The following is a 19,654-nucleotide window of genomic DNA, read 5'->3' on the forward strand; positions in this document are numbered from 1 at the left end:
AGTCGAAGAGATGGGTCAGAAAGTACATCCCATTGGCATTCGCCTGGGAATCGTCAAGGAGCACACCTCCGTCTGGTACGCAGACGGTCGGACTTATGCGGACTACTTGTTCGCAGATCTGAAAGTGCGTGAGTATCTCCAAGACAAACTAAAAAGCGCGTCCGTAAGCCGTATCGATATCCATCGTCCGGCCCAAACTGCACGCATCACCATCCACACCGCTCGTCCAGGTATCGTTATCGGAAAGAAAGGTGAAGATGTTGAGAAACTGCGTCAGGACCTGACCAAGCAAATGGGTGTGCCTGTGCACATCAATATCGAAGAGATCCGCAAGCCGGAGCTCGACGGTATGCTGGTTGCGCAGAGCGTAGCTCAGCAGCTGGAGCGTCGCGTAATGTTCCGTCGCGCTATGAAGCGCGCAGTACAGAACGCCATGCGCATTGGTGCCAAAGGCATCAAAATCCAAGTGAGCGGTCGTCTCGGCGGTGCTGAAATCGCACGTACTGAATGGTATCGCGAAGGTCGTGTGCCATTGCACACCCTGCGTGCCGACATCGACTATGCCAACTACGAAGCTCACACCACTTACGGTGTGATCGGTGTAAAGGTTTGGATCTTCAAAGGCGAAGTTATTGGTGGTCGCCAAGAAGAACTGAAACCACAAGCACCAGCGCCTCGTAAAAAAGCTGCTAAGTAAGGGGTACGCCAAATGTTGCAACCAAAGCGTACGAAGTTCCGCAAGCAGATGACCGGCCACAACCGTGGTCTGGCACTGCGCGGTAGCAAAGTCAGCTTCGGCGAGTTCGCGCTGAAGTCTGTTGCTCGTGGTCGTCTCACCGCTCGTCAGATCGAGTCAGCGCGTCGTGCTCTGACCCGTCACGTAAAACGTGGCGGCAAGATCTGGATCCGTGTATTCCCGGACAAGCCGATCTCCAAAAAACCTCTCGAGGTTCGTATGGGTAAAGGTAAGGGTAACGTGGAGTACTGGGTTGCCCAGATTCAGCCAGGCAAAGTCCTGTATGAAATCGAGGGTGTTTCTGAAGAGCTGGCGCGTGAGGCTTTCGCCCTGGCTGCTGCAAAGCTGCCGCTCGCCACCTCCTTTGTTAAACGGACGGTGATGTGATGAAAGCGAATGAACTTCGTGAAAAATCCGCACAGCAGCTGAACGAGCAACTGCTCGGCCTGCTGCGCGACCAGTTCAATCTGCGCATGCAGAAAGCAACTGGCCAGTTGGGGCAGTCTCATCTGCTCTCGCAAGTTAAGCGTGACATCGCTCGCGTGAAGACTGTGCTCAACCAGCAGGCAGGTAAGTGATCATGGCTGAAGCCGAAAAAACTGTCCGTACGCTGACTGGCCGTGTTGTCAGCGACAAGATGGACAAAACCATCACCGTTCTGATCGAGCGTCGCGTTAAGCACCCGATCTACGGTAAATACGTTAAGCGTTCGACTAAGCTGCACGCGCACGACGAAACCAATCAGTGCCACATCGGCGACAAAGTCACTATTCGTGAAACTCGTCCGATGGCCAAGACCAAGTCTTGGGCGCTGGTTGATGTTCTCGAACGCGCTGTGGAAGTCTAAGGGCTAGGGGTCGGAGAAATTATATGATTCAGACTCAATCCATGCTCGATGTGGCCGATAACAGCGGCGCTCGCCGTGTTATGTGCATCAAGGTGCTGGGTGGCTCCCATCGTCGTTACGCTGGTATCGGTGACATCATCAAAGTTACCGTGAAGGAAGCAATTCCTCGCGGTAAAGTGAAAAAAGGCCAAGTGATGACTGCTGTTGTAGTCCGCACTCGTCACGGCGTACGTCGTGCTGATGGCTCCATTATCCGCTTTGATGGCAACGCTGCTGTTCTTCTGAACAACAAGCAAGAGCCGATCGGCACCCGTATCTTTGGGCCAGTGACCCGTGAACTTCGTACTGAGAAGTTCATGAAGATCGTCTCGCTCGCCCCAGAAGTGCTGTAAGGAGATCCGACATGCAAAAGATTCGTCGTGACGACGAGATCATCGTGATCGCCGGCAAAGACAAAGGTAAGCGCGGTAAGGTGCTGAAGGTTCTTGCTGACAACCGTCTGGTTGTTGGTGGTCTGAACCTGGTCAAGCGTCATACCAAGCCTAACCCGATGTCGGGCGTACAGGGCGGTATCGTCGAGAAAGAAGCGCCACTGCACGCTTCCAACGTCGCCATCTTCAACGGCGAAACCAACAAGGCTGACCGCGTTGGTTTCAAAGTAGAAGACGGTAAGAAAATTCGTGTCTTCAAGTCGACCCAAAAAGCGGTTGATGCTTGAACACTGCTAGGTAGAAGACCATGGCACGACTAAAAGAGATTTACCGGAAGGAAATCGCTCCGAAACTTAAGGAAGAACTTAAGCTTTCGAACGTGATGGAAGTTCCGCGCGTTACCAAAATCACCCTGAACATGGGTCTGGGCGAAGCGATCGGCGACAAAAAAGTCATCGAGCACGCTGTTGCTGACCTGGAAAAGATCACCGGCCAGAAAGTCGTTGTGACCTACGCTCGTAAATCCATCGCTGGCTTCAAAGTCCGCGAAGGATGGCCGATCGGCGTCAAAGTGACCCTGCGCCGTGAGCGTATGTACGAGTTCCTGGATCGTCTGCTGTCGATCTCCCTGCCTCGGGTTCGCGACTTCCGCGGCCTGAATGCCAAGTCCTTCGATGGTCGTGGCAACTACAGCATGGGCGTGAAAGAGCAGATCATTTTCCCGGAAATCGACTACGACAAGATCGATGCTCTCCGCGGTCTGGACATTACCCTGACCACCACTGCCAAGAACGATGATGAAGGCCGCGCTCTGTTGCGTGCTTTCAAATTCCCGTTCCGCAACTGATTGGAGTAGGAAAATGGCCAAGAAGAGCATGAAAAACCGTGAGCTGAAGCGTCAGCTCACCGTTGCCAAGTACGCCACCAAGCGTGCAGCGCTGAAAGCTATCATCGTCGATCTGAACGCAAGTCCAGAAGCGCGTTGGGAAGCTACCGTAGCTCTGCAGAAGCAACCACGTGACGCAAGTGCTTCGCGCATGCGTAACCGTTGCCGCCTGACTGGTCGTCCGCACGGCGTTTACCGCAAGTTCGGCCTCGGCCGTAACAAGCTGCGTGAAGCTGCAATGCGTGGTGACGTTCCAGGTCTGGTTAAAGCCAGCTGGTAATAGTCGTCAAAGCCTCGATGGTCCGGTTTGCAAAAACCTGACCGTCGGTGCCTTGAATATGAATCAAGCCCCTTTTGGGGCTTGATTCATTTCTAGGGTGTGTCTAGAATGACCGGCTCGCCTGAGCCCGTGTTTTTTCATGCCCGGAAGTTCTCGGCGACAAGTAGTAGCCGCAAGGCTAATTTTTCTGTATTAGGAGCGTCTAGCCCATGAGTATGCAGGACCCGTTAGCGGACATGCTAACTCGAATCCGTAATGCCCAGATGGCTGAAAAGTCTGTCGTAAGCATGCCGTCTTCCACGTTGAAGGCTGCTGTAGCAAAAGTCCTGAAGGACGAAGGTTACATCGCGGATTTTCAGATCACCACCGACGCCAAGCCGTCGTTGTCCATCTCGCTGAAGTACTTCGAAGGCCGTCCGGTTATCGAAGAAGTGAAGCGCGTTAGTCGTCCAGGCCTGCGTCAGTACAAGTCCGTTGAAGATCTGCCGAAAGTTCGTGGCGGTCTTGGCGTGTCTATCGTCTCCACCAACAAAGGTGTGATGACGGATCGTGCTGCGCGCGCTGCCGGTGTCGGCGGCGAAGTTCTTTGCACTGTGTTCTAAGGGGGGATAAGCATGTCTCGCGTCGCTAAGAACCCCGTTAAGCTGCCAGCCGGTGTCGAAGTCAAATTCGCAGGCCAACAGCTTTCGGTGAAGGGTGCCAAGGGTACTCTTGAACTGAACATCCATTCGTCCGTTGAGATCGTTGAAGAAGCTGGTGAGCTGCGTTTCGCTGCTCGCAATGGCGATCAACAAACTCGCGCAATGGCCGGTACCACGCGTGCGTTGGTAAACAACATGGTCCAGGGCGTAAGCCAAGGCTTCGAGCGCAAGCTCCAGCTGGTCGGTGTTGGTTACAAGGCGCAAGCAAAAGGTCAGGTTCTGAACCTGGCTCTTGGCTTCTCGCACCCAGTGGATTACGAACTGCCGCAAGGCATCACCGCTGAGACTCCTAGCCAGACCGATATCCTGATCAAGGGCATCGACAAGCAGCTGGTAGGTCAAGTGGCCGCTGAGATCCGCGACTTCCGTCCACCAGAGCCGTACAAAGGCAAAGGTGTGCGCTACGCGGACGAAGTCGTCCGTCGTAAAGAAGCCAAGAAGAAGTAGGGCATAGCAAATGACCGACAAAAAAGTTACTCGACTGCGTCGCGCTCGCAAAGCACGCCTGAAAATGCACGAACTCGAAGTCGTGCGTCTCTGCGTGTTCCGCTCGTCGCAGCACATCTACGCCCAGGTCATCTCGGCCGACGGCAACAAAGTCCTGGCAAGTGCCTCGACTTTGGATAAAGAACTGCGTGATGGTGCCACTGGCAACATCGACGCGGCCACAAAGGTTGGCCAGCTGGTCGCTACGCGTGCTAAGGCCGCTGGCGTATCGCAAGTGGCTTTCGACCGCTCTGGCTTCAAGTACCACGGCCGCGTTAAAGCGCTGGCTGATGCTGCTCGTGAAGCTGGGCTGGAGTTCTAAGTTATGTCAAATAACGACCAAAAGCGCGACGAAGGCTACATTGAGAAGCTGGTTCAAGTTAACCGCGTAGCCAAAACCGTTAAAGGCGGCCGTATCTTCACTTTCACCGCGTTGACCGTGGTTGGTGATGGTAAAGGGCGTGTTGGCTTCGGCCGTGGCAAGTCGCGTGAAGTGCCTGCTGCGATCCAGAAGGCAATGGAAGCTGCTCGCCGCAACATGATTCAAGTTGACCTGAACGGCACTACTCTGCAGTACGCAATGAAGTCCGCTCACGGCGCTTCGAAGGTGTACATGCAGCCTGCTTCTGAAGGTACCGGTATCATCGCTGGCGGCGCTATGCGTGCTGTCCTCGAAGTTGCTGGCGTTCAGAACGTTCTGGCCAAGTGCTACGGCTCGACCAACCCGGTAAACGTGGTTCACGCCACTTTCAAGGGTCTGAAGGCTATGCAATCTCCTGAGTCCATCGCTGCCAAGCGTGGCCTGCGTGTTGAGGAGATCAAGTAATCATGGCTACCGTTAAAGTAACGCTGATCAAAAGCATGACCGGCCGCATCCCTAACCACAAACTGTGCGTTAAGGGTCTGGGTCTGCGTCGCATCGGTCACACTGTAGAAGTCCAGGATACTCCCGAGAATCGCGGGATGATCAACAAGGCTTACTACATGCTGCGTGTCGAGGGTTAATCGATGAAACTCAATGATCTGAGTCCAGCGCCGGGTTCCCGTCGCGAAAAGCATCGTCCGGGCCGTGGTATCGGTAGTGGTTTGGGCAAGACTGGTGGCCGTGGTCACAAAGGTCAGACCTCCCGCTCCGGTGGCACCATTGCTCCAGGCTTTGAAGGCGGTCAACAGCCGCTGCATCGTCGTCTGCCTAAGTTCGGTTTCGTTTCCCTGAAAGCCATGGATCGCGCAGAAGTGCGTCTGTCCGAGCTGGCCAAAGTGGAAGGCGACATCGTTACTGTGCAGTCCCTGAAAGATGCCAACGTGATCAACGTCAACGTACAGCGTGTGAAAATCATGCTGTCCGGTGAAGTGACTCGCGCTGTCACTATCGGCAAGGGAATCGGCGCCACCAAAGGTGCGCGTGCGGCTATCGAAGCAGCTGGCGGCAAGTTCGAGGAATAAATGGCTAAGCAAGGTGCTCTCTCTGCGCTCGGCAAAGGCGGTATGTCTGAACTCTGGGCTCGTCTGCGTTTTCTGTTCCTGGCGATTATCGTCTACCGAATAGGCGCACACATCCCGGTTCCAGGTATCAACCCGGACCGACTCGCAGACCTGTTTCGACAGAATGAGGGGACCATTCTTAGCTTGTTCAACATGTTCTCCGGCGGTGCGCTGGAACGGATGAGCATCTTTGCACTGGGGATCATGCCGTACATTTCGGCATCGATCATCATGCAGTTGATGACCGCCGTCAGCCCACAGCTGGAGCAGTTGAAGAAGGAAGGTGAAGCTGGCCGTCGCAAGATCAGCCAGTACACCCGCTACCTCACCGTCGCTCTCGCTCTCGTTCAGGCCATTGGCATGTCCATTGGTCTGGCGGGGCAGGGCGTGGCGTTCACTGGTGACTTAGGCTTCCATTTCGTCGCGGTAACCACATTTGTGGCTGGTGCGATGTTCATGATGTGGCTGGGTGAGCAGATTACTGAGCGTGGTGTTGGCAACGGTATCTCGATGTTGATTTTTTCGGGTATCGTCGCCGGTCTTCCGAGAGCAATCGGGCAGTCTTTCGAGTCTGCGCGTCAGGGTGATATCAATATCTTCGCCCTGGTTGCCATCGGTTTGTTGGCAGTAGCGATTATCGGTTTCGTGGTGTTCATTGAGCGTGGTCAGCGTCGTATTGCTGTTCACTACGCCAAGCGTCAGCAGGGCCGCAAGGTCTTCGCTGCGCAGACCAGCCACTTGCCGCTGAAGGTGAACATGGCCGGTGTTATCCCGGCTATTTTCGCGAGCAGCATTTTGCTGTTCCCGGCTTCGCTGGGTGCCTGGTTTGGTCAGTCTGAAGGTATGGGCTGGTTGCAGGACATCTCGCAGTCGATCGCTCCTGGTCAGCCGTTGAATATTCTGCTGTTTAGTGCAGGGATTATTTTCTTCTGCTTCTTCTATACGGCGTTGATGTTCAATCCGAAAGACGTAGCGGAAAACCTGAAGAAGTCCGGTGCCTTTATTCCGGGCATCCGTCCAGGTGAGCAGTCTGCGCGCTACATTGATGGCGTTCTGACCCGCTTGACCCTGTTCGGTGCTCTTTACATGACGGCCGTGTGTCTGTTGCCCCAGTTCCTGGTGGTTGCGGCAAACGTACCGTTCTACCTTGGCGGGACCTCGTTGCTGATCGTGGTCGTGGTTGTGATGGACTTCATGTCCCAAGTACAATCGCACCTCGTTTCGCACCAGTACGAATCCCTGATGAAGAAAGCCAACCTGAAGGGTTACGGCAGCGGCATGTTGCGCTGAGTACCCATAAGGTTCGAGGAGTTGGTGATGAAAGTTCGTGCATCGGTGAAAAAGCTGTGCCGTAACTGCAAGATTATTCGCCGCGAAGGTGTTGTTCGAGTAATTTGCAGCGCGGAACCGCGTCACAAACAGCGCCAAGGCTGAGTGTGATTGTGCTTCAAGCCCGGTAGCTAGTGCGCTACCGGGTTGATTATTTGTTATTACAGCGATATTATCTCGCGCCCTATTTCTTGGCTTCCGGGGCGTAGGTAGCTGTCAATTGGAGTCCCACTGAATGGCCCGTATTGCAGGCGTTAACATTCCAGATAACAAGCATACTGTTATCTCGCTGACCTACATCTATGGTGTTGGTCGCACTACTGCGCAGAAGATCTGTGCAGTGACTGGGGTAAACCCAGCAGCAAAGATCAAAGATCTGAGCGACGAGCAAATTGAACAGCTGCGTGGCGAAGTGGCGAAGTTCACCACTGAAGGTGACCTGCGTCGCGAAATCAACATGAAAATCAAGCGCTTGATGGACCTCGGTTGCTATCGCGGTCTGCGTCATCGTCGTGGTCTGCCAGTACGCGGTCAGCGTACCAAGACCAACGCGCGTACCCGTAAAGGTCCGCGTAAGCCGATCCGCAAGTAATCGCCCCAGCGAATCGACAGGAATTTAATCATGGCAAAACCTGCTGCTCGTCCTCGTAAAAAAGTTAAAAAGACAGTGGTTGATGGCATCGCCCACATCCATGCATCTTTTAACAACACCATCGTGACCATTACCGACCGTCAAGGTAACGCTCTTTCCTGGGCTACCTCCGGTGGTTCGGGTTTCCGCGGTTCCCGCAAGTCCACCCCGTTCGCTGCTCAGGTAGCTGCTGAACGTGCTGGTCAAGCTGCGCTGGAATACGGCCTGAAAAACCTCGACGTCAACGTCAAGGGTCCAGGTCCAGGTCGTGAATCCGCAGTCCGCGCTTTGAACGGCTGTGGCTACAAGATCGCCAGCATCACCGACGTGACGCCAATCCCGCACAACGGGTGCCGTCCGCCGAAGAAGCGCCGCGTGTAATCCAGGAGATTGTAAAGAATGGCTCGTTACATTGGTCCAAAATGCAAACTCGCTCGTCGCGAAGGCACCGATCTCTTCCTGAAGAGCGGCGTGCGCGCGATCGAATCGAAGTGCAACATTGAAGCAGCACCTGGTATCCACGGCCAGCGCCGCGGTCGCCAGTCCGATTACGGCACCCAACTGCGTGAAAAGCAGAAGGTCCGTCGTATCTACGGCGTTCTCGAGCGTCAGTTCAGCGGCTACTACAAAGAAGCTGCTGGCAAGAAAGGTGCAACCGGTGAAAACCTGCTGCAACTGCTCGAATGCCGTCTGGACAACGTTGTATACCGTATGGGCTTTGGTTCGACTCGTGCCGAATCCCGTCAGCTGGTATCGCACAAGTCGATCAGCGTTAACGGTCAGACCGTAAACGTTCCGTCGTATCAGGTTCGTGCTGGTGACGTGGTTGCAGTTCGCGAGAAAGCAAAAAACCAGCTTCGCATTGTCCAAGCTCTCGATCTGTGTGCCCAACGTGGCCGCGTAGAATGGGTAGAAGTAGACACTGAGAAGAAGTCGGGCGTTTTCAAGAACGTTCCTGCTCGCAGTGATCTGTCCGCCGACATCAACGAAAGCCTGATTGTCGAGCTCTACTCCAAGTAAGGGCTAGAAAATAGGTGCATCCATGCAGATTTCGGTAAATGAGTTCCTGACACCCCGCCACATTGATGTGCAGGTTGTCAGTCCAACCCGCGCCAAGATCACTCTCGAGCCTCTCGAGCGTGGTTTTGGCCACACCCTGGGCAACGCGCTGCGCCGCATCCTGTTGTCCTCAATGCCCGGCTGCGCAGTAGTCGAGGCCGAGATTGACGGTGTGCTCCACGAGTACAGCGCCATCGAAGGTGTACAGGAAGACGTAATTGAAATCCTGTTGAACCTTAAAGGTCTGGCCATCAAGCTGCACGGTCGTGACGAAGTTACGCTGACCTTGTCGAAGAAGGGTTCGGGGGTGGTTACCGCTGCCGATATTCAGCTGGATCATGATGTCGAGATCGTTAATCCCGATCACGTAATCGCTAACCTGGCGTCTAACGGCGCCCTGAACATGAAGCTCACCGTAGCTCGTGGTCGTGGTTATGAACCAGCCGACTCGCGTCAGAGCGATGAAGACGAAAGCCGCAGCATCGGTCGCTTGCAGCTCGATTCTTCGTTCAGCCCGGTTCGCCGTATCGCTTACGTGGTGGAAAACGCCCGTGTCGAACAGCGCACCAACCTGGACAAGCTGGTTATTGATCTGGAAACCAACGGTACTCTGGACCCTGAAGAGGCTATCCGTCGCGCTGCAACCATCCTGCAACAGCAGTTGGCTGCGTTCGTCGACCTCAAGGGTGACAGTGAGCCAGTGGTTGTCGAGCAGGAAGACGAGATCGATCCGATCCTGCTTCGCCCGGTTGACGATCTGGAACTGACTGTACGTTCGGCTAACTGCCTTAAGGCGGAAAACATCTACTACATCGGCGACCTGATTCAGCGTACCGAAGTAGAGCTGTTGAAGACTCCGAACCTGGGCAAGAAATCCTTGACTGAAATCAAGGACGTTCTGGCCTCCCGCGGTCTGTCCCTCGGCATGCGCCTCGACAACTGGCCGCCTGCAAGTCTTAAGAAGGACGACAAGGCGACTGCCTGATCGTCGTAATCACCGAACGTAGTGTTTGGTAAGGAATGAACCATGCGTCATCGTAAAAGTGGTCGTCACCTGAGCCGCACCAGCTCGCACCGCAAGGCCATGTTCCAAAACATGGCGGTGTCGCTGTTCGAGCACGAGCTGATCAAAACTACTCTGCCAAAAGCCAAAGAACTGCGCCGGGTTGCCGAGCCGCTGATCACTCTGGCCAAGACAGACAGCCTGGCTAACCGCCGTCTGGCTTTCGACCGTACTCGTTCGAAAGCTATCGTTGGTAAGCTCTTCAACGACCTGGGCAAGCGTTACGCTACCCGTGAGGGTGGCTACCTGCGCATCCTCAAGTGCGGTTTCCGCGCTGGCGACAACGCGCCTATGGCGTACGTCGAGTTGGTTGATCGTGCTACTGCTGGCGAAGCTGTATCCGCCGAGTAAGACGTCAGTCTGATACAAAAAACCGGGCCTAGTGCCCGGTTTTTTGTGTCTCGAAAAAAGCATCATGCATACAAGCTACTATGCTGCTTGAGTCTGCATTATCGACAGGGGGAAATGATCGTTAGTTATTTCCTATTGATGCCTACAGATTAATGCATTAGTAGCTTTCAAGAAGAAGATGAATACTTCCCCTCAAGCTGTTACCTGGCATATCAAAATTGATAGAGGAAGAAGATCACATGACTCAGAACAATACCTTGACCACAGCCAGTGGCGTGCCCGTTGCCGACAACCAGAATTCCCTGACTGCTGGCCCATTGGGTCCTATATTGCTCACTGATTTCCATCTGATTGAAAAGCTTGCGCACTTCAACCGAGAGAATATTCCCGAGCGCCGCGTACACGCCAAGGGCTCAGGTGCCTATGGCACCTTTACTGTGACTTCAGATATCACCCGCTATACCAAGGCCGACCTGTTCTCGGCAGTTGGCAAGCAGACGCCGACCTTCCTGCGTTTTTCCACTGTCGGCGGTGAGCGTGGCTCGGCAGATACTGCGCGCGATCCGCGTGGTTTTGCGTTGCGGTTCTACACCAACGAGGGAAATTGGGACGTTGTTGGTAACAATACCCCGGTGTTCTTTATCCGCGATCCATTGAAGTTTCCCGATTTCATCCACACGCAAAAGCGTGACCCGCACAGCAATTTGAAGAGTGCCCAAAATGTCTGGGATTTCTGGTCTCATTCGCCGGAAGCCCTCCACCAGATCACCATCCTGTTTTCTGATAGGGGCATTCCAGACGGTTACCGCCATATGCACGGGTTCGGCAGTCACACGTTCAGCCTGATCAACAGTCAGGGCGAGCGTCATTGGGTGAAATGGCACTATAAAACCCGGCAAGGGATCAAGAACCTCGATCCTGCTGTTGCTGCAGAGCTTGCGGGCACTGATCCGGATTACGCTCAGCGCGACTTGTTTAATGCAATTGCTCGAGGCGATTTCCCGCAATGGGATGTGTGCATGCAGGTCATGACTGAAGCACAGGCCGCGGCACATCACGACAATCCGTTCGATGTCACCAAAACATGGTCACAGCGGGAGTTTCCGCTGATCAAGGTCGGCATTCTGGAACTGAACCGGAATCCACAAAACTATCACGCGGAAGTTGAGCAGGCGGCGCTCGCACCAAGCAATGTTGTTCCAGGGGTTGGTTTGTCTCCCGACCGTATGCTTCAGGGACGTGTATTTGCCTATGCCGATGCGCAGCGTTATCGAGTCGGTACCAATCACCAGCAGTTACCAGTAAACGCGGCACGCAGCCCGGTCAATACGTACCAGCGAGACGGCGCCATGGCATCCCCTAGTTATGGGACAGGCGCTCCGAATTATGAGCCGAACAGCTATTCCGGGGCTCCGAAACAGGATCCGAGCTACAGGGAGCCGGCGCTGATGCTCAGCGGTAGCGCGGATCGATATGACCATCGCGTCGACAACGATTACTTCAGCTATGCAGGTGCGCTCTTTCGATTGATGAGTCCTGAACAGCAGGCGTTGCTGACCACCAACATTGCCGGTTCCATGAGTGGCGTCTCTTCCGATGTGATTGACCGGGCTCTGATGTATTTTTACCAAGCCGATCCGGCGTATGGAGAAGCAATCGCAAAGCTGCTCAACGTACAGCTTAACGAAGTCTAAACGAGAAGCAGAACCGCCCTCATTTGGGCGGTTTTTGCGTCATTTAGGGCTGTTTTCTCGGATATTCTTCACTTTTATTGCGCGCGGCGGGTGACCTTCCGGTCAGGTTGGTTCAAACTACAGACTTTCAGGCAGGGAGATGTAGGGCGATGCAAGGCCACCCAGATGTAATCGATTACCTCAACACGTTGCTGACCGGCGAACTGGCCGCGCGCGATCAATATTTTGTTCATTCGCGGATGTATGAGGACTGGGGGTTTACCAAGCTCTACGAGCGAATCAACCACGAGATGGAAGAAGAAGCAGGCCACGCCGACGCGTTGATGCGGCGGATTCTGATGCTCGAAGGCACGCCGCGCATGCGTCCGGATGATCTGGATGTAGGCACCACGGTGCCAACCATGCTCGAAGCGGATTTGCGCCTCGAATACAAGGTTCGCGCTGCCCTGTGCAAAGGCATCGAGCTGTGCGAGCAACACAAGGATTACGTCAGCCGCGAGATCCTGCGGGTGCAGCTCAATGACACCGAAGAAGATCACACCTACTGGCTGGAAAAGCAGTTGGGTCTGATCAAGCTCATTGGTCTCGAGAACTACCTGCAATCCCACGCGTCCTGATTGCCACCGAAGTAAAAAAGCCCCTGTCACTTCAACGGTGACAGGGGCTTTTTTATGCCTGGCGTTTAGGCCCGGTCGCGGATCAACAGCGGTTTGAGGTAATGGCCGGTGTGAGATTGCTTCATCTCGGCCACTTCCTCCGGCGTACCGGTGGCAATGATCTGCCCGCCTTTGGAACCACCTTCCGGGCCAAGATCCACCAACCAGTCGGCGGTCTTGATCACATCGAGGTTGTGCTCGATCACCACTACCGTGTTGCCGTGATCGCGCAGGCGATGCAGTACATCGAGCAATTGCTGGATATCGGCAAAGTGCAGACCGGTGGTCGGCTCATCGAGGATGTACAGGGTTTTGCCGGTATCGCGCTTGGACAGCTCGCGAGACAACTTGACCCGCTGCGCCTCACCGCCTGAAAGCGTGGTCGCCGACTGCCCCAGCTTGATGTACGACAGGCCCACATCCATCAGCGTTTGCAGCTTGCGCGCCAGCGCTGGTACCGCGTCGAAGAATTCCCGGGCTTCCTCGATCGTCATCTCGAGGGTTTCGTGAATGCTCTTGCCCTTGTATTTGATCTCAAGGGTCTCGCGGTTATAGCGCTTGCTCTTGCACACGTCGCACGGCACATAGATGTCCGGGAGGAAGTGCATCTCCACCTTGATCAGGCCATCGCCCTGGCAGGCTTCGCAACGACCGCCCTTGACGTTAAACGAGAACCGCCCCGGTCCATAGCCGCGCGAACGCGACTCCGGCACGCCGGCAAACAGTTCGCGAATCGGCGTGAACAGCCCGGTATACGTTGCCGGGTTGGACCGCGGTGTACGGCCGATGGGGCTCTGGTCTATATCGACGACCTTGTCCAGGTGCTCAAGGCCCTTGATGCTGTCATGTGCGGCTGCTTCCAGCGTGGTCGCACCGTTGAGCGCGGTGGCGCTCAGCGGGAACAGCGTGTTGTTGATCAGCGTCGACTTGCCCGAGCCGGACACGCCGGTTACGCATGTCAGCAGGCCGATCGGAATGTCCAGATCGACGTTGCGCAGGTTGTTGCCGCGCGCGCCTCTGAGCGACAGGTTGAGCTTCTTGTTGCGTGGCGTGCGCTTGGCCGGCACTTCAATCTTCACTCGGCCCGAGAGGTATTTACCAGTCAGGGAATCCGGATGCGCCATGACTTCGTCCGGCGTACCTTCGGCGACGATCTGCCCGCCATGTACACCGGCTCCCGGGCCGATATCCACGACATAGTCAGCCAGACGAATCGCGTCTTCGTCGTGCTCGACCACAATCACCGTGTTGCCGATGTCGCGAAGGTGCTTGAGGGTGCCGAGAAGACGGTCGTTATCGCGTTGATGCAGACCAATGGACGGTTCATCGAGGATGTACAAGACGCCCACGAGACCCGCACCGATCTGGCTGGCCAGGCGAATCCGTTGCGCCTCGCCGCCGGACAGGGTGTCGGCGCTGCGATCCAGCGACAGGTAGTCGAGCCCGACGTTGACCAGAAACTGCAGACGCTCGCGGATCTCCTTGAGGATCTTGTCGGCGATTTCACCGCGGCGTCCGGTCATCTTCAGGTCGGCGAAGTACTCGCAGGCATCGCCGATCGGCAGGTTGGTCACGGCCGGCAGGGTTTTTTCGCCTACCCACACGTGCCGCGCTTCACGACGCAGGCGGGTGCCGCGGCAATCCGGGCAAGCCTGATGGCTGAGGAACTTGGCCAGCTCTTCGCGCACGCTTGCCGACTCGGTCTCGCGGTAGCGACGCTCGAGATTCGGCACGATGCCTTCGAACGGGTGCGAACGCTTGACGATATCGCCCCGGTCGTTGAGGTATTTGAAGTCGACATTCTGCGAACCACTGCCGTGCAGGATGTTTTTCTGCTGCTCGGCGGTCAGTTCGTTGAAAGGCTTGTCGAGGCTGAACTTGTAGTGCGAAGCCAGCGAGCCAAGCATCTGGAAGTAATAGACGTTGCGCCGGTCCCAACCGCGGATCGCACCTTCGGCCAAGGTCAGCTCACCGTTGACCAGGCGCTTGATATCGAAGAATTGCTTCACCCCCAGGCCATCACAGGTCGGGCAGGCGCCGGCCGGGTTGTTGAAGGAAAACAGCTTGGGTTCCAGCTCACTGATCGCATGGCCGCAGATCGGGCAGGCGAAGCGCGCGGAGAAGATCATTTCTTCGCCGGGCTCGTCATCCATCGGTGCCACCAGGGCAATGCCGTCGGCCAGCTTCAGCGCGGTCTCGAACGACTCGGCCAGACGCTGTTGCAGATCGGCGCGGACCTTGAAACGGTCGACGATCACGTCGATCGAGTGCTTCTTCTGTTTATCCAGCTTCGGCAGTTCGTCGAGTTCGCAGATGCGCCCATTGACCCGAGCGCGGACAAAGCCCTGCGCGCGCAGTTCTTCGAAGACCGACAGATGTTCACCTTTGCGCTCACGGATCACCGGCGCCAGCAACATCAGTTTGCTGCCTTCCGGCTGGGCCAGCACCAGATCGACCATCTGGCTGACGGTCTGCGCCTCCAGCGGAATGTCGTGATCCGGGCAGCGCGGCGTACCGACGCGGGCGTAGAGCAGGCGCAGGTAGTCGTAGATTTCGGTGATGGTGCCGACCGTCGAGCGCGGGTTGTGGGAGGTCGACTTCTGCTCGATGGAGATCGCCGGCGACAGGCCTTCGATGGTGTCGACGTCGGGTTTTTCCATCATTGACAGGAACTGTCGGGCGTAGGCCGACAGCGATTCGACATAGCGGCGCTGGCCTTCGGCATACAGCGTGTCGAACGCCAGGGACGACTTGCCGGATCCGGACAGGCCGGTGATGACAATCAGTTTGTCCCGTGGCAGGGTCAGGTCGATGTTCTTCAGGTTGTGGGTACGGGCCCCACGTATCAGGATCTTGTCCAAAGTGGCCTCGCTTGGCGGGCGGCGAAAACGTAGGAGTATACGGCCAAATACTGGATGGATGCACACTATCAAACGAAGGGCGTTTTACCGTTCATGAAGAGAGTTTCATCTATACGCGTCATAGCGTCGCGATATACCCCGTCTTCCGATGGGACTGGTAGAATCGCCGCCGGTTCACACGAGGTTTTTCCATGCACGATCCCCACAGCGAACGCATGAGTGGCAGCGAGACCCGCGCGGCGAGCGGTCTGGCCCTGGTGTTCGCCTTCCGTATGCTGGGCATGTTCATGGTGTTGCCGGTACTGGCGACCTATGGCATGGATCTGGCGGGCGCGACCCCGGCCCTGATCGGGCTGGCGATCGGCGCTTACGGCCTGACCCAGGCGATTTTCCAGATTCCGTTCGGGATCATTTCCGACCGCATCGGCCGCCGTCCGGTGATTTATCTGGGATTGATCGTCTTTGCCCTCGGCAGTGTCCTGGCCTCGCAGGCTGATTCGATCTGGGGCGTGATTGCCGGGCGGATCCTGCAAGGTGCCGGGGCGATTTCCGCAGCGGTGATGGCGCTGCTGTCCGATCTGACCCGCGAACAACACCGCACCAAGGCCATGGCGATGATCGGCATGACCATCGGCCTGTCGTTCGCCGTGGCCATGGTGGTCGGGCCGTTGCTGACCCGAGCCTTCGGGCTGTCGGGGTTGTTCCTTGCCACTGGCGGCATGGCGCTGGTCGGTATCCTCATCATCATGTTCATGGTGCCGCGCTCCACCGGGCCGCTGCAGCATCGTGAATCCGGGGTGGCGCGGCAGGCATTGCTGCCGACGCTCAAGCATCCGGACCTGCTGCGCCTCGACCTGGGCATCTTTGTGTTACATGCCATGTTGATGTCGAGCTTCGTCGCCTTGCCGCTGGCGCTGGTGGAAAAAGCCGGCCTGCCCAAGGAGCAGCACTGGTGGGTCTACCTCACCGCGCTGGTGATTTCCTTCTTCGCCATGATCCCTTTCATCATCTATGGCGAGAAGCGACGCAAAATGAAACGAGTTTTGCTCGGTGCCGTCATGACACTGATGCTGACTGAACTATTCTTCTGGCAGTTCGGCGACAGCCTGCGCGCTCTGGTGATCGGGACGGTGGTGTTCTTTACCGCGTTCAATCTGCTGGAGGCTTCGTTGCCGTCGCTGATCAGCAAGGTTTCACCGGCGGGCGGCAAGGGCACGGCCATGGGCGTGTACTCCACCAGCCAGTTCCTTGGATCGGCACTCGGCGGGATACTCGGCGGCTGGCTGTTTCAGCATGGCGGTCTGTCGGTTGTGTTCCTTGGATGTGCCGGGCTGGCTGCACTTTGGCTGGCCTTTGCTGTTACCATGCGCGAACCTCCCTACGTGACGAGCCTGCGCTTGCCGTTGTCGCCCGAAGCGATCCGCGAAGCGGGTCTGGTCGAGCGTCTCAAGGCCCTCGTAGGGGTAACGGATGCAGTGATAGTCGCTGACGAGGCGGCTGTTTACATCAAACTGGACAAAGAATTAGTGGATCGCGACACCCTCGAACGCCTGGTGAACAACCCGGCCGGGGCTGCGTGCTAAGCCTAGGAGAACGTTATGGCCCGTGGGGTTAACAAAGTCATATTGGTCGGCACTTGCGGCCAGGATCCCGAAGTTCGCTACCTGCCTAACGGTAACGCCGTGACCAACCTGAGTCTGGCCACCAGCGAACAATGGACCGACAAGCAAACCGGTCAGAAGGTCGAGAAGACCGAGTGGCACCGCGTTTCGATGTTCGGCAAGGTTGCCGAAATCGCCGGCGAATACCTGCGCAAGGGTTCGCAGGTGTACATCGAAGGCAAGCTGCAGACCCGTGAATGGGAAAAGGACGGTATCAAGCGTTACACCACTGAAATCGTGGTCGACATGCAAGGCACCATGCAACTGCTCGGCGGCCGTCCACAACAGGGCGACCAGCAAGGCGGCGGCAACAACTACCAGCAGCAGGCGCCGCGTCAGCAGGCTCCACGCCCGCAGCAGTCGGCACCGCAGCAGCGTTCGGCCCCGCCAGCGCCACAGCAGGCCGCACCGCAACCGGCTCCGGATTTCGACAGTTTCGATGACGATATTCCGTTCTGATTTGCTGCTGTATCCGCTGTAAATGAAAAGGCCCGTCGCATTGCGCGACGGGCCTTTTTTGTACCTGTGGGAGCGAGCCTGCTCGCGAAAGCGGCCTGTCAGTCACCCTTTGCATTGACTGGCCTGGCGCTTTCGCGAGCAGGCTCGCTCCCACATGGGGATTGGTGTTCTAGTCGAGAATCAGGTGAGGCAGGAAACGGCTCGAATCCTTGGTGATCAGGCTGTTGTCCTCACGCACCCCAATCCCCGCCGCCTCATCACCGATCACCCACGAGCCGATCAGCGTGTAGCTGTCGCCAAACTTCGGCAACGGCGCAAACTCCTGCAGGATAAATGGCGCATCGGTGTAGGGCCCGTCCTCTTTGACGATTATCCCTTCGGCGGTTTGCAGCTCGATGTTGGCGCCTTCGCGGGAAAAGTACGGCTTGCGCACCCAGCCTTTCGGCACTGCACGTTGCGGATTCGGATCGAGATGCGCGGCCAGCAGATTCGGGTGGCCCTTGTGCATCTCCCACAACAAGGGCAACACGCCTTTGTTGGACAGAATCGCTTTCCACGCCGGTTCGAAGAACTGCGTGTCGCATTCGGCAATCGCTGCGCCGAACGGTTCGTGGAAGATGAATTCCCAGGCATGCAGTTTGAACAGGTGCGGGATCCAGCGATCCTCCAGGTCGACAAAGCGACCCTCGGCCGTCAGGCCGATGTCTTCGATATCAATGTGCCGCGACTCGATGCCGACCTTTTCCGCGATCAGGCGCAGGTAATCGGTGGTGCCCTTGTCTTCGACCGAATCTTTCATTGACGCGAAATAGAATGGACGCTTGAGCTGCAGTTCGGCGAAGGCCTGGTGCAGTTTGGTGTCGATGCTGTTGAACTGGTCGGCATGGCGCGGCAGCGTGCCGCGCTCGATGCACTGTTCCAGCCAGCCCCACTGAAAGGCTGCGGCTTCGTAGAGGCTGGTCGGCGTGTCGTAATTGAGTTCAAGCAGTTTCGCCGGGCCGTTACCGCTGTAGGAAAAGTCCATGCGCCCGTACAGATGCGGATGACCTTCCAGCCAGGAGGTGCGGATCATGTCGTAGTACGACGGCGGAATGCTCAGGCGGTCCAGCAGTTCTTCGCTGTGCACGACGCGGTCGACCAGATCCATGCACATCTCGTGCAGTTCGGTGGTCGGGTCCTCGAGATCGTTTTCGATCTGCGCCAGAGTGAACTGGTAATACGCGCTTTCGTCCCAGTACGGCTCGTCGTCGATGGTATGGAACATAAAGCCGAGGCTCTCGGCGGTGCGCTTCCAGTCGGGCCGCTCGGCGCAGGCAATTTTCTTCATGGTCAGCTGCTCGAGCGCCCGGAACTGCTGCCCCAACCACCCCAGCCGCTGCGGGCACTGGACTGGCTGCCGAAGCCGCCACGGGACGTCGAAGAAGCCACGTTGACCGGTTTGCTCTTGCTGGTTTCGTAGTCCGGTTGGCTGCGCGCCGTCGTTTCGGCTCGGCGGTACTGTGTCGAGGTGTTGTAAGTCTGGCGGGTGTCGCGATCGCGATAAACCGTGCGATTGGCGTTGTTGCTCATGGCGTTGCCGATCAGCCAACCGGTGAGCCAGCCACTGCCGCCGCCGCCACCACTGGATTGTTGCGAAGTGGTTTGCGCATTCTGCGCGGTGGTGTCACCGGCAGGCATTTGTGCGTTGGCGATGGCGTCGAGGTTCTGTGGGGCTTCAACATTTTGCGCGACCTTGAAGCCGCCGAGTTTCGGCACGAAGCGGCCATCGGAATTTTTCTGACACCAGTCAGCGGCGAAATCCGCATCGCAGTTGGCTTTGTCGTCGTACACCGGTGCGATGCGCCGGTGTTCGGTCAATGCTGCGACGTAAGCGCTGGAGCAGACCTCGGCGGCCACTTCGGCATCGACGCATTGCTCGACGCTCTGGAAGCTGCGCGGTTGATCGGCGGCGCTCACCTGGCCGGAAATGGCCATGGCCACCGAGGCGGCGAGGGACAACTGAACGTATTTGCTGCGTTTCATCGAAGGCTTCCTGCCG

Annotated in this window: 28 protein-coding genes; 25 read left to right on the top strand and 3 right to left on the bottom strand. The window is 56.7% G+C overall.

The annotated features are described in order from the left end of the window. The first annotated feature begins 10 nt into the window (after window positions 1-10). From rpsC to bfr, 23 genes are all read left to right on the top strand, one after another. Entirely contained in the window at window positions 11-697 is a 687-nt protein-coding gene (gene rpsC, locus BLU24_RS04560) for a 30S ribosomal protein S3 (protein WP_003176422.1), read from the top strand. 12 nt (window positions 698-709) lie between these two features. Further along, window positions 710-1,123, top strand: a complete 414-nt coding sequence (rplP, locus tag BLU24_RS04565; protein WP_003228729.1) for a 50S ribosomal protein L16 — start codon at window positions 710-712, stop codon at window positions 1,121-1,123. After that, window positions 1,123-1,314: a 50S ribosomal protein L29 gene (rpmC, locus tag BLU24_RS04570; protein WP_002555481.1), complete on the top strand. Its 192-nt coding sequence runs from the start codon at window positions 1,123-1,125 to the stop codon at window positions 1,312-1,314. Before rplP ends, rpmC begins: the two co-directional genes overlap by 1 nt. Before the next feature lie 2 nt (window positions 1,315-1,316). Further along, window positions 1,317-1,583, top strand: a complete 267-nt coding sequence (gene rpsQ / locus BLU24_RS04575; RefSeq protein ID WP_003194644.1) for a 30S ribosomal protein S17 — start codon at window positions 1,317-1,319, stop codon at window positions 1,581-1,583. Between the two features lie 23 nt (window positions 1,584-1,606). Continuing rightward, entirely contained in the window at window positions 1,607-1,975 is a 369-nt protein-coding gene (gene rplN, locus BLU24_RS04580; RefSeq protein WP_002555479.1) for a 50S ribosomal protein L14, read from the top strand. An 11-nt stretch (window positions 1,976-1,986) separates the two neighbouring features. After that, on the top strand, window positions 1,987-2,301 hold the full coding sequence (gene rplX, locus BLU24_RS04585) for a 50S ribosomal protein L24 (protein ID WP_003186046.1): 315 nt from the start codon (window positions 1,987-1,989) through the stop codon (window positions 2,299-2,301). 20 nt (window positions 2,302-2,321) lie between these two features. Next, the gene (gene rplE / locus BLU24_RS04590) at window positions 2,322-2,861 is read left to right on the top strand and encodes a 50S ribosomal protein L5 (RefSeq protein ID WP_003210069.1); all 540 of its coding nucleotides are present in this window, start codon (window positions 2,322-2,324) and stop codon (window positions 2,859-2,861) included. A gap of 13 nt (window positions 2,862-2,874) precedes the next feature. Beyond that, window positions 2,875-3,180 (top strand): 30S ribosomal protein S14, encoded by a 306-nt coding sequence (gene rpsN / locus BLU24_RS04595; protein WP_003228726.1) that lies wholly within the window; start codon window positions 2,875-2,877, stop codon window positions 3,178-3,180. A gap of 209 nt (window positions 3,181-3,389) precedes the next feature. After that, window positions 3,390-3,782 carry a 30S ribosomal protein S8 gene (rpsH, locus tag BLU24_RS04600; RefSeq protein WP_016772944.1) on the top strand — a complete coding sequence of 131 codons (393 nt, stop codon included), beginning with the start codon at window positions 3,390-3,392 and terminating at the stop codon, window positions 3,780-3,782. Between the two features lie 12 nt (window positions 3,783-3,794). Beyond that, a complete protein-coding gene (rplF, locus tag BLU24_RS04605; RefSeq protein ID WP_007966176.1) occupies window positions 3,795-4,328 on the top strand; it encodes a 50S ribosomal protein L6 in 534 nt (177 codons plus the stop codon). Window positions 4,329-4,338: 10 nt separating this feature from the next. After that, window positions 4,339-4,689 carry a 50S ribosomal protein L18 gene (rplR, locus tag BLU24_RS04610; protein ID WP_003186037.1) on the top strand — a complete coding sequence of 117 codons (351 nt, stop codon included), beginning with the start codon at window positions 4,339-4,341 and terminating at the stop codon, window positions 4,687-4,689. A gap of 3 nt (window positions 4,690-4,692) precedes the next feature. Then, on the top strand, window positions 4,693-5,193 hold the full coding sequence (rpsE, locus tag BLU24_RS04615) for a 30S ribosomal protein S5 (RefSeq protein ID WP_007955637.1): 501 nt from the start codon (window positions 4,693-4,695) through the stop codon (window positions 5,191-5,193). Window positions 5,194-5,195: 2 nt separating this feature from the next. Next, window positions 5,196-5,372 carry a 50S ribosomal protein L30 gene (rpmD, locus tag BLU24_RS04620; protein WP_003176408.1) on the top strand — a complete coding sequence of 59 codons (177 nt, stop codon included), beginning with the start codon at window positions 5,196-5,198 and terminating at the stop codon, window positions 5,370-5,372. 3 nt (window positions 5,373-5,375) lie between these two features. After that, window positions 5,376-5,813, top strand: a complete 438-nt coding sequence (gene rplO / locus BLU24_RS04625; protein ID WP_003228720.1) for a 50S ribosomal protein L15 — start codon at window positions 5,376-5,378, stop codon at window positions 5,811-5,813. Continuing rightward, the gene (secY, locus tag BLU24_RS04630) at window positions 5,814-7,142 is read left to right on the top strand and encodes a preprotein translocase subunit SecY (protein WP_090286770.1); all 1,329 of its coding nucleotides are present in this window, start codon (window positions 5,814-5,816) and stop codon (window positions 7,140-7,142) included. A gap of 27 nt (window positions 7,143-7,169) precedes the next feature. Then, window positions 7,170-7,286 carry a 50S ribosomal protein L36 gene (gene rpmJ / locus BLU24_RS04635; protein ID WP_002555468.1) on the top strand — a complete coding sequence of 39 codons (117 nt, stop codon included), beginning with the start codon at window positions 7,170-7,172 and terminating at the stop codon, window positions 7,284-7,286. Between the two features lie 130 nt (window positions 7,287-7,416). Then, window positions 7,417-7,773: a 30S ribosomal protein S13 gene (gene rpsM / locus BLU24_RS04640; RefSeq protein WP_003186020.1), complete on the top strand. Its 357-nt coding sequence runs from the start codon at window positions 7,417-7,419 to the stop codon at window positions 7,771-7,773. Between the two features lie 30 nt (window positions 7,774-7,803). Next, a complete protein-coding gene (gene rpsK, locus BLU24_RS04645; protein WP_002555466.1) occupies window positions 7,804-8,193 on the top strand; it encodes a 30S ribosomal protein S11 in 390 nt (129 codons plus the stop codon). Window positions 8,194-8,211: 18 nt separating this feature from the next. Continuing rightward, window positions 8,212-8,832 (top strand): 30S ribosomal protein S4, encoded by a 621-nt coding sequence (gene rpsD / locus BLU24_RS04650; RefSeq protein ID WP_003176404.1) that lies wholly within the window; start codon window positions 8,212-8,214, stop codon window positions 8,830-8,832. Window positions 8,833-8,854: 22 nt separating this feature from the next. Continuing rightward, window positions 8,855-9,856, top strand: coding sequence for a DNA-directed RNA polymerase subunit alpha (locus BLU24_RS04655; RefSeq protein ID WP_003186012.1), 1,002 nt, complete (start codon window positions 8,855-8,857; stop codon window positions 9,854-9,856). Between the two features lie 42 nt (window positions 9,857-9,898). Continuing rightward, a complete protein-coding gene (rplQ, locus tag BLU24_RS04660) occupies window positions 9,899-10,285 on the top strand; it encodes a 50S ribosomal protein L17 (RefSeq protein ID WP_003176402.1) in 387 nt (128 codons plus the stop codon). 239 nt (window positions 10,286-10,524) lie between these two features. Beyond that, window positions 10,525-11,979, top strand: coding sequence for a catalase (locus BLU24_RS04665; protein ID WP_093097844.1), 1,455 nt, complete (start codon window positions 10,525-10,527; stop codon window positions 11,977-11,979). 149 nt (window positions 11,980-12,128) lie between these two features. Next, window positions 12,129-12,596 carry a bacterioferritin gene (gene bfr, locus BLU24_RS04670; RefSeq protein ID WP_016772947.1) on the top strand — a complete coding sequence of 156 codons (468 nt, stop codon included), beginning with the start codon at window positions 12,129-12,131 and terminating at the stop codon, window positions 12,594-12,596. A gap of 65 nt (window positions 12,597-12,661) precedes the next feature. Here the strand turns inward: bfr and uvrA are convergent, their stop codons facing one another. Further along, window positions 12,662-15,496, bottom strand: a complete 2,835-nt coding sequence (uvrA, locus tag BLU24_RS04675; protein WP_090286766.1) for an excinuclease ABC subunit UvrA — start codon at window positions 15,494-15,496, stop codon at window positions 12,662-12,664. 191 nt (window positions 15,497-15,687) lie between these two features. On the opposite strand from uvrA, the gene BLU24_RS04680 reads away from it, so the two are divergent. Beyond that, the gene (locus tag BLU24_RS04680) at window positions 15,688-17,079 is read left to right on the top strand and encodes an MFS transporter (RefSeq protein ID WP_090286764.1); all 1,392 of its coding nucleotides are present in this window, start codon (window positions 15,688-15,690) and stop codon (window positions 17,077-17,079) included. A gap of 15 nt (window positions 17,080-17,094) precedes the next feature. Further along, entirely contained in the window at window positions 17,095-17,616 is a 522-nt protein-coding gene (locus tag BLU24_RS04685) for a single-stranded DNA-binding protein (protein WP_042610650.1), read from the top strand. A gap of 169 nt (window positions 17,617-17,785) precedes the next feature. Here BLU24_RS04685 and BLU24_RS04690 read toward each other — a convergent pair whose 3' ends face one another. Both BLU24_RS04690 and BLU24_RS04695 read right to left on the bottom strand, forming a co-directional pair. Next, complete coding sequence (locus BLU24_RS04690) at window positions 17,786-18,943, bottom strand: glutathionylspermidine synthase family protein (protein WP_093097847.1); 1,158 nt, start codon at window positions 18,941-18,943, stop codon at window positions 17,786-17,788. Window positions 18,944-18,945: 2 nt separating this feature from the next. After that, entirely contained in the window at window positions 18,946-19,638 is a 693-nt protein-coding gene (locus BLU24_RS04695) for a DUF1190 domain-containing protein (protein ID WP_093097850.1), read from the bottom strand. Window positions 19,639-19,654: the final 16 nt, after the last annotated feature.

The organism is Pseudomonas sp. Z003-0.4C(8344-21) (genome assembly GCF_900104975.1).
GTDB lineage: Bacteria > Pseudomonadota > Gammaproteobacteria > Pseudomonadales > Pseudomonadaceae > Aquipseudomonas > Aquipseudomonas granadensis.

Coding starts and splice junctions, on each gene's coding strand:
- rpsC (WP_003176422.1), top strand. CDS start 11: ATGGGTCAGAAAGTACATCCCATTGGCATTCGCCTGGGAATCGTCAAG.
- rplP (WP_003228729.1), top strand. CDS start 710: ATGTTGCAACCAAAGCGTACGAAGTTCCGCAAGCAGATGACCGGCCAC.
- rpmC (WP_002555481.1), top strand. CDS start 1,123: ATGAAAGCGAATGAACTTCGTGAAAAATCCGCACAGCAGCTGAACGAG.
- rpsQ (WP_003194644.1), top strand. CDS start 1,317: ATGGCTGAAGCCGAAAAAACTGTCCGTACGCTGACTGGCCGTGTTGTC.
- rplN (WP_002555479.1), top strand. CDS start 1,607: ATGATTCAGACTCAATCCATGCTCGATGTGGCCGATAACAGCGGCGCT.
- rplX (WP_003186046.1), top strand. CDS start 1,987: ATGCAAAAGATTCGTCGTGACGACGAGATCATCGTGATCGCCGGCAAA.
- rplE (WP_003210069.1), top strand. CDS start 2,322: ATGGCACGACTAAAAGAGATTTACCGGAAGGAAATCGCTCCGAAACTT.
- rpsN (WP_003228726.1), top strand. CDS start 2,875: ATGGCCAAGAAGAGCATGAAAAACCGTGAGCTGAAGCGTCAGCTCACC.
- rpsH (WP_016772944.1), top strand. CDS start 3,390: ATGAGTATGCAGGACCCGTTAGCGGACATGCTAACTCGAATCCGTAAT.
- rplF (WP_007966176.1), top strand. CDS start 3,795: ATGTCTCGCGTCGCTAAGAACCCCGTTAAGCTGCCAGCCGGTGTCGAA.
- rplR (WP_003186037.1), top strand. CDS start 4,339: ATGACCGACAAAAAAGTTACTCGACTGCGTCGCGCTCGCAAAGCACGC.
- rpsE (WP_007955637.1), top strand. CDS start 4,693: ATGTCAAATAACGACCAAAAGCGCGACGAAGGCTACATTGAGAAGCTG.
- rpmD (WP_003176408.1), top strand. CDS start 5,196: ATGGCTACCGTTAAAGTAACGCTGATCAAAAGCATGACCGGCCGCATC.
- rplO (WP_003228720.1), top strand. CDS start 5,376: ATGAAACTCAATGATCTGAGTCCAGCGCCGGGTTCCCGTCGCGAAAAG.
- secY (WP_090286770.1), top strand. CDS start 5,814: ATGGCTAAGCAAGGTGCTCTCTCTGCGCTCGGCAAAGGCGGTATGTCT.
- rpmJ (WP_002555468.1), top strand. CDS start 7,170: ATGAAAGTTCGTGCATCGGTGAAAAAGCTGTGCCGTAACTGCAAGATT.
- rpsM (WP_003186020.1), top strand. CDS start 7,417: ATGGCCCGTATTGCAGGCGTTAACATTCCAGATAACAAGCATACTGTT.
- rpsK (WP_002555466.1), top strand. CDS start 7,804: ATGGCAAAACCTGCTGCTCGTCCTCGTAAAAAAGTTAAAAAGACAGTG.
- rpsD (WP_003176404.1), top strand. CDS start 8,212: ATGGCTCGTTACATTGGTCCAAAATGCAAACTCGCTCGTCGCGAAGGC.
- BLU24_RS04655 (WP_003186012.1), top strand. CDS start 8,855: ATGCAGATTTCGGTAAATGAGTTCCTGACACCCCGCCACATTGATGTG.
- rplQ (WP_003176402.1), top strand. CDS start 9,899: ATGCGTCATCGTAAAAGTGGTCGTCACCTGAGCCGCACCAGCTCGCAC.
- BLU24_RS04665 (WP_093097844.1), top strand. CDS start 10,525: ATGACTCAGAACAATACCTTGACCACAGCCAGTGGCGTGCCCGTTGCC.
- bfr (WP_016772947.1), top strand. CDS start 12,129: ATGCAAGGCCACCCAGATGTAATCGATTACCTCAACACGTTGCTGACC.
- BLU24_RS04680 (WP_090286764.1), top strand. CDS start 15,688: ATGCACGATCCCCACAGCGAACGCATGAGTGGCAGCGAGACCCGCGCG.
- BLU24_RS04685 (WP_042610650.1), top strand. CDS start 17,095: ATGGCCCGTGGGGTTAACAAAGTCATATTGGTCGGCACTTGCGGCCAG.
- BLU24_RS04690 (WP_093097847.1), bottom strand. CDS start 18,943: ATGAAGAAAATTGCCTGCGCCGAGCGGCCCGACTGGAAGCGCACCGCC.
- BLU24_RS04695 (WP_093097850.1), bottom strand. CDS start 19,638: ATGAAACGCAGCAAATACGTTCAGTTGTCCCTCGCCGCCTCGGTGGCC.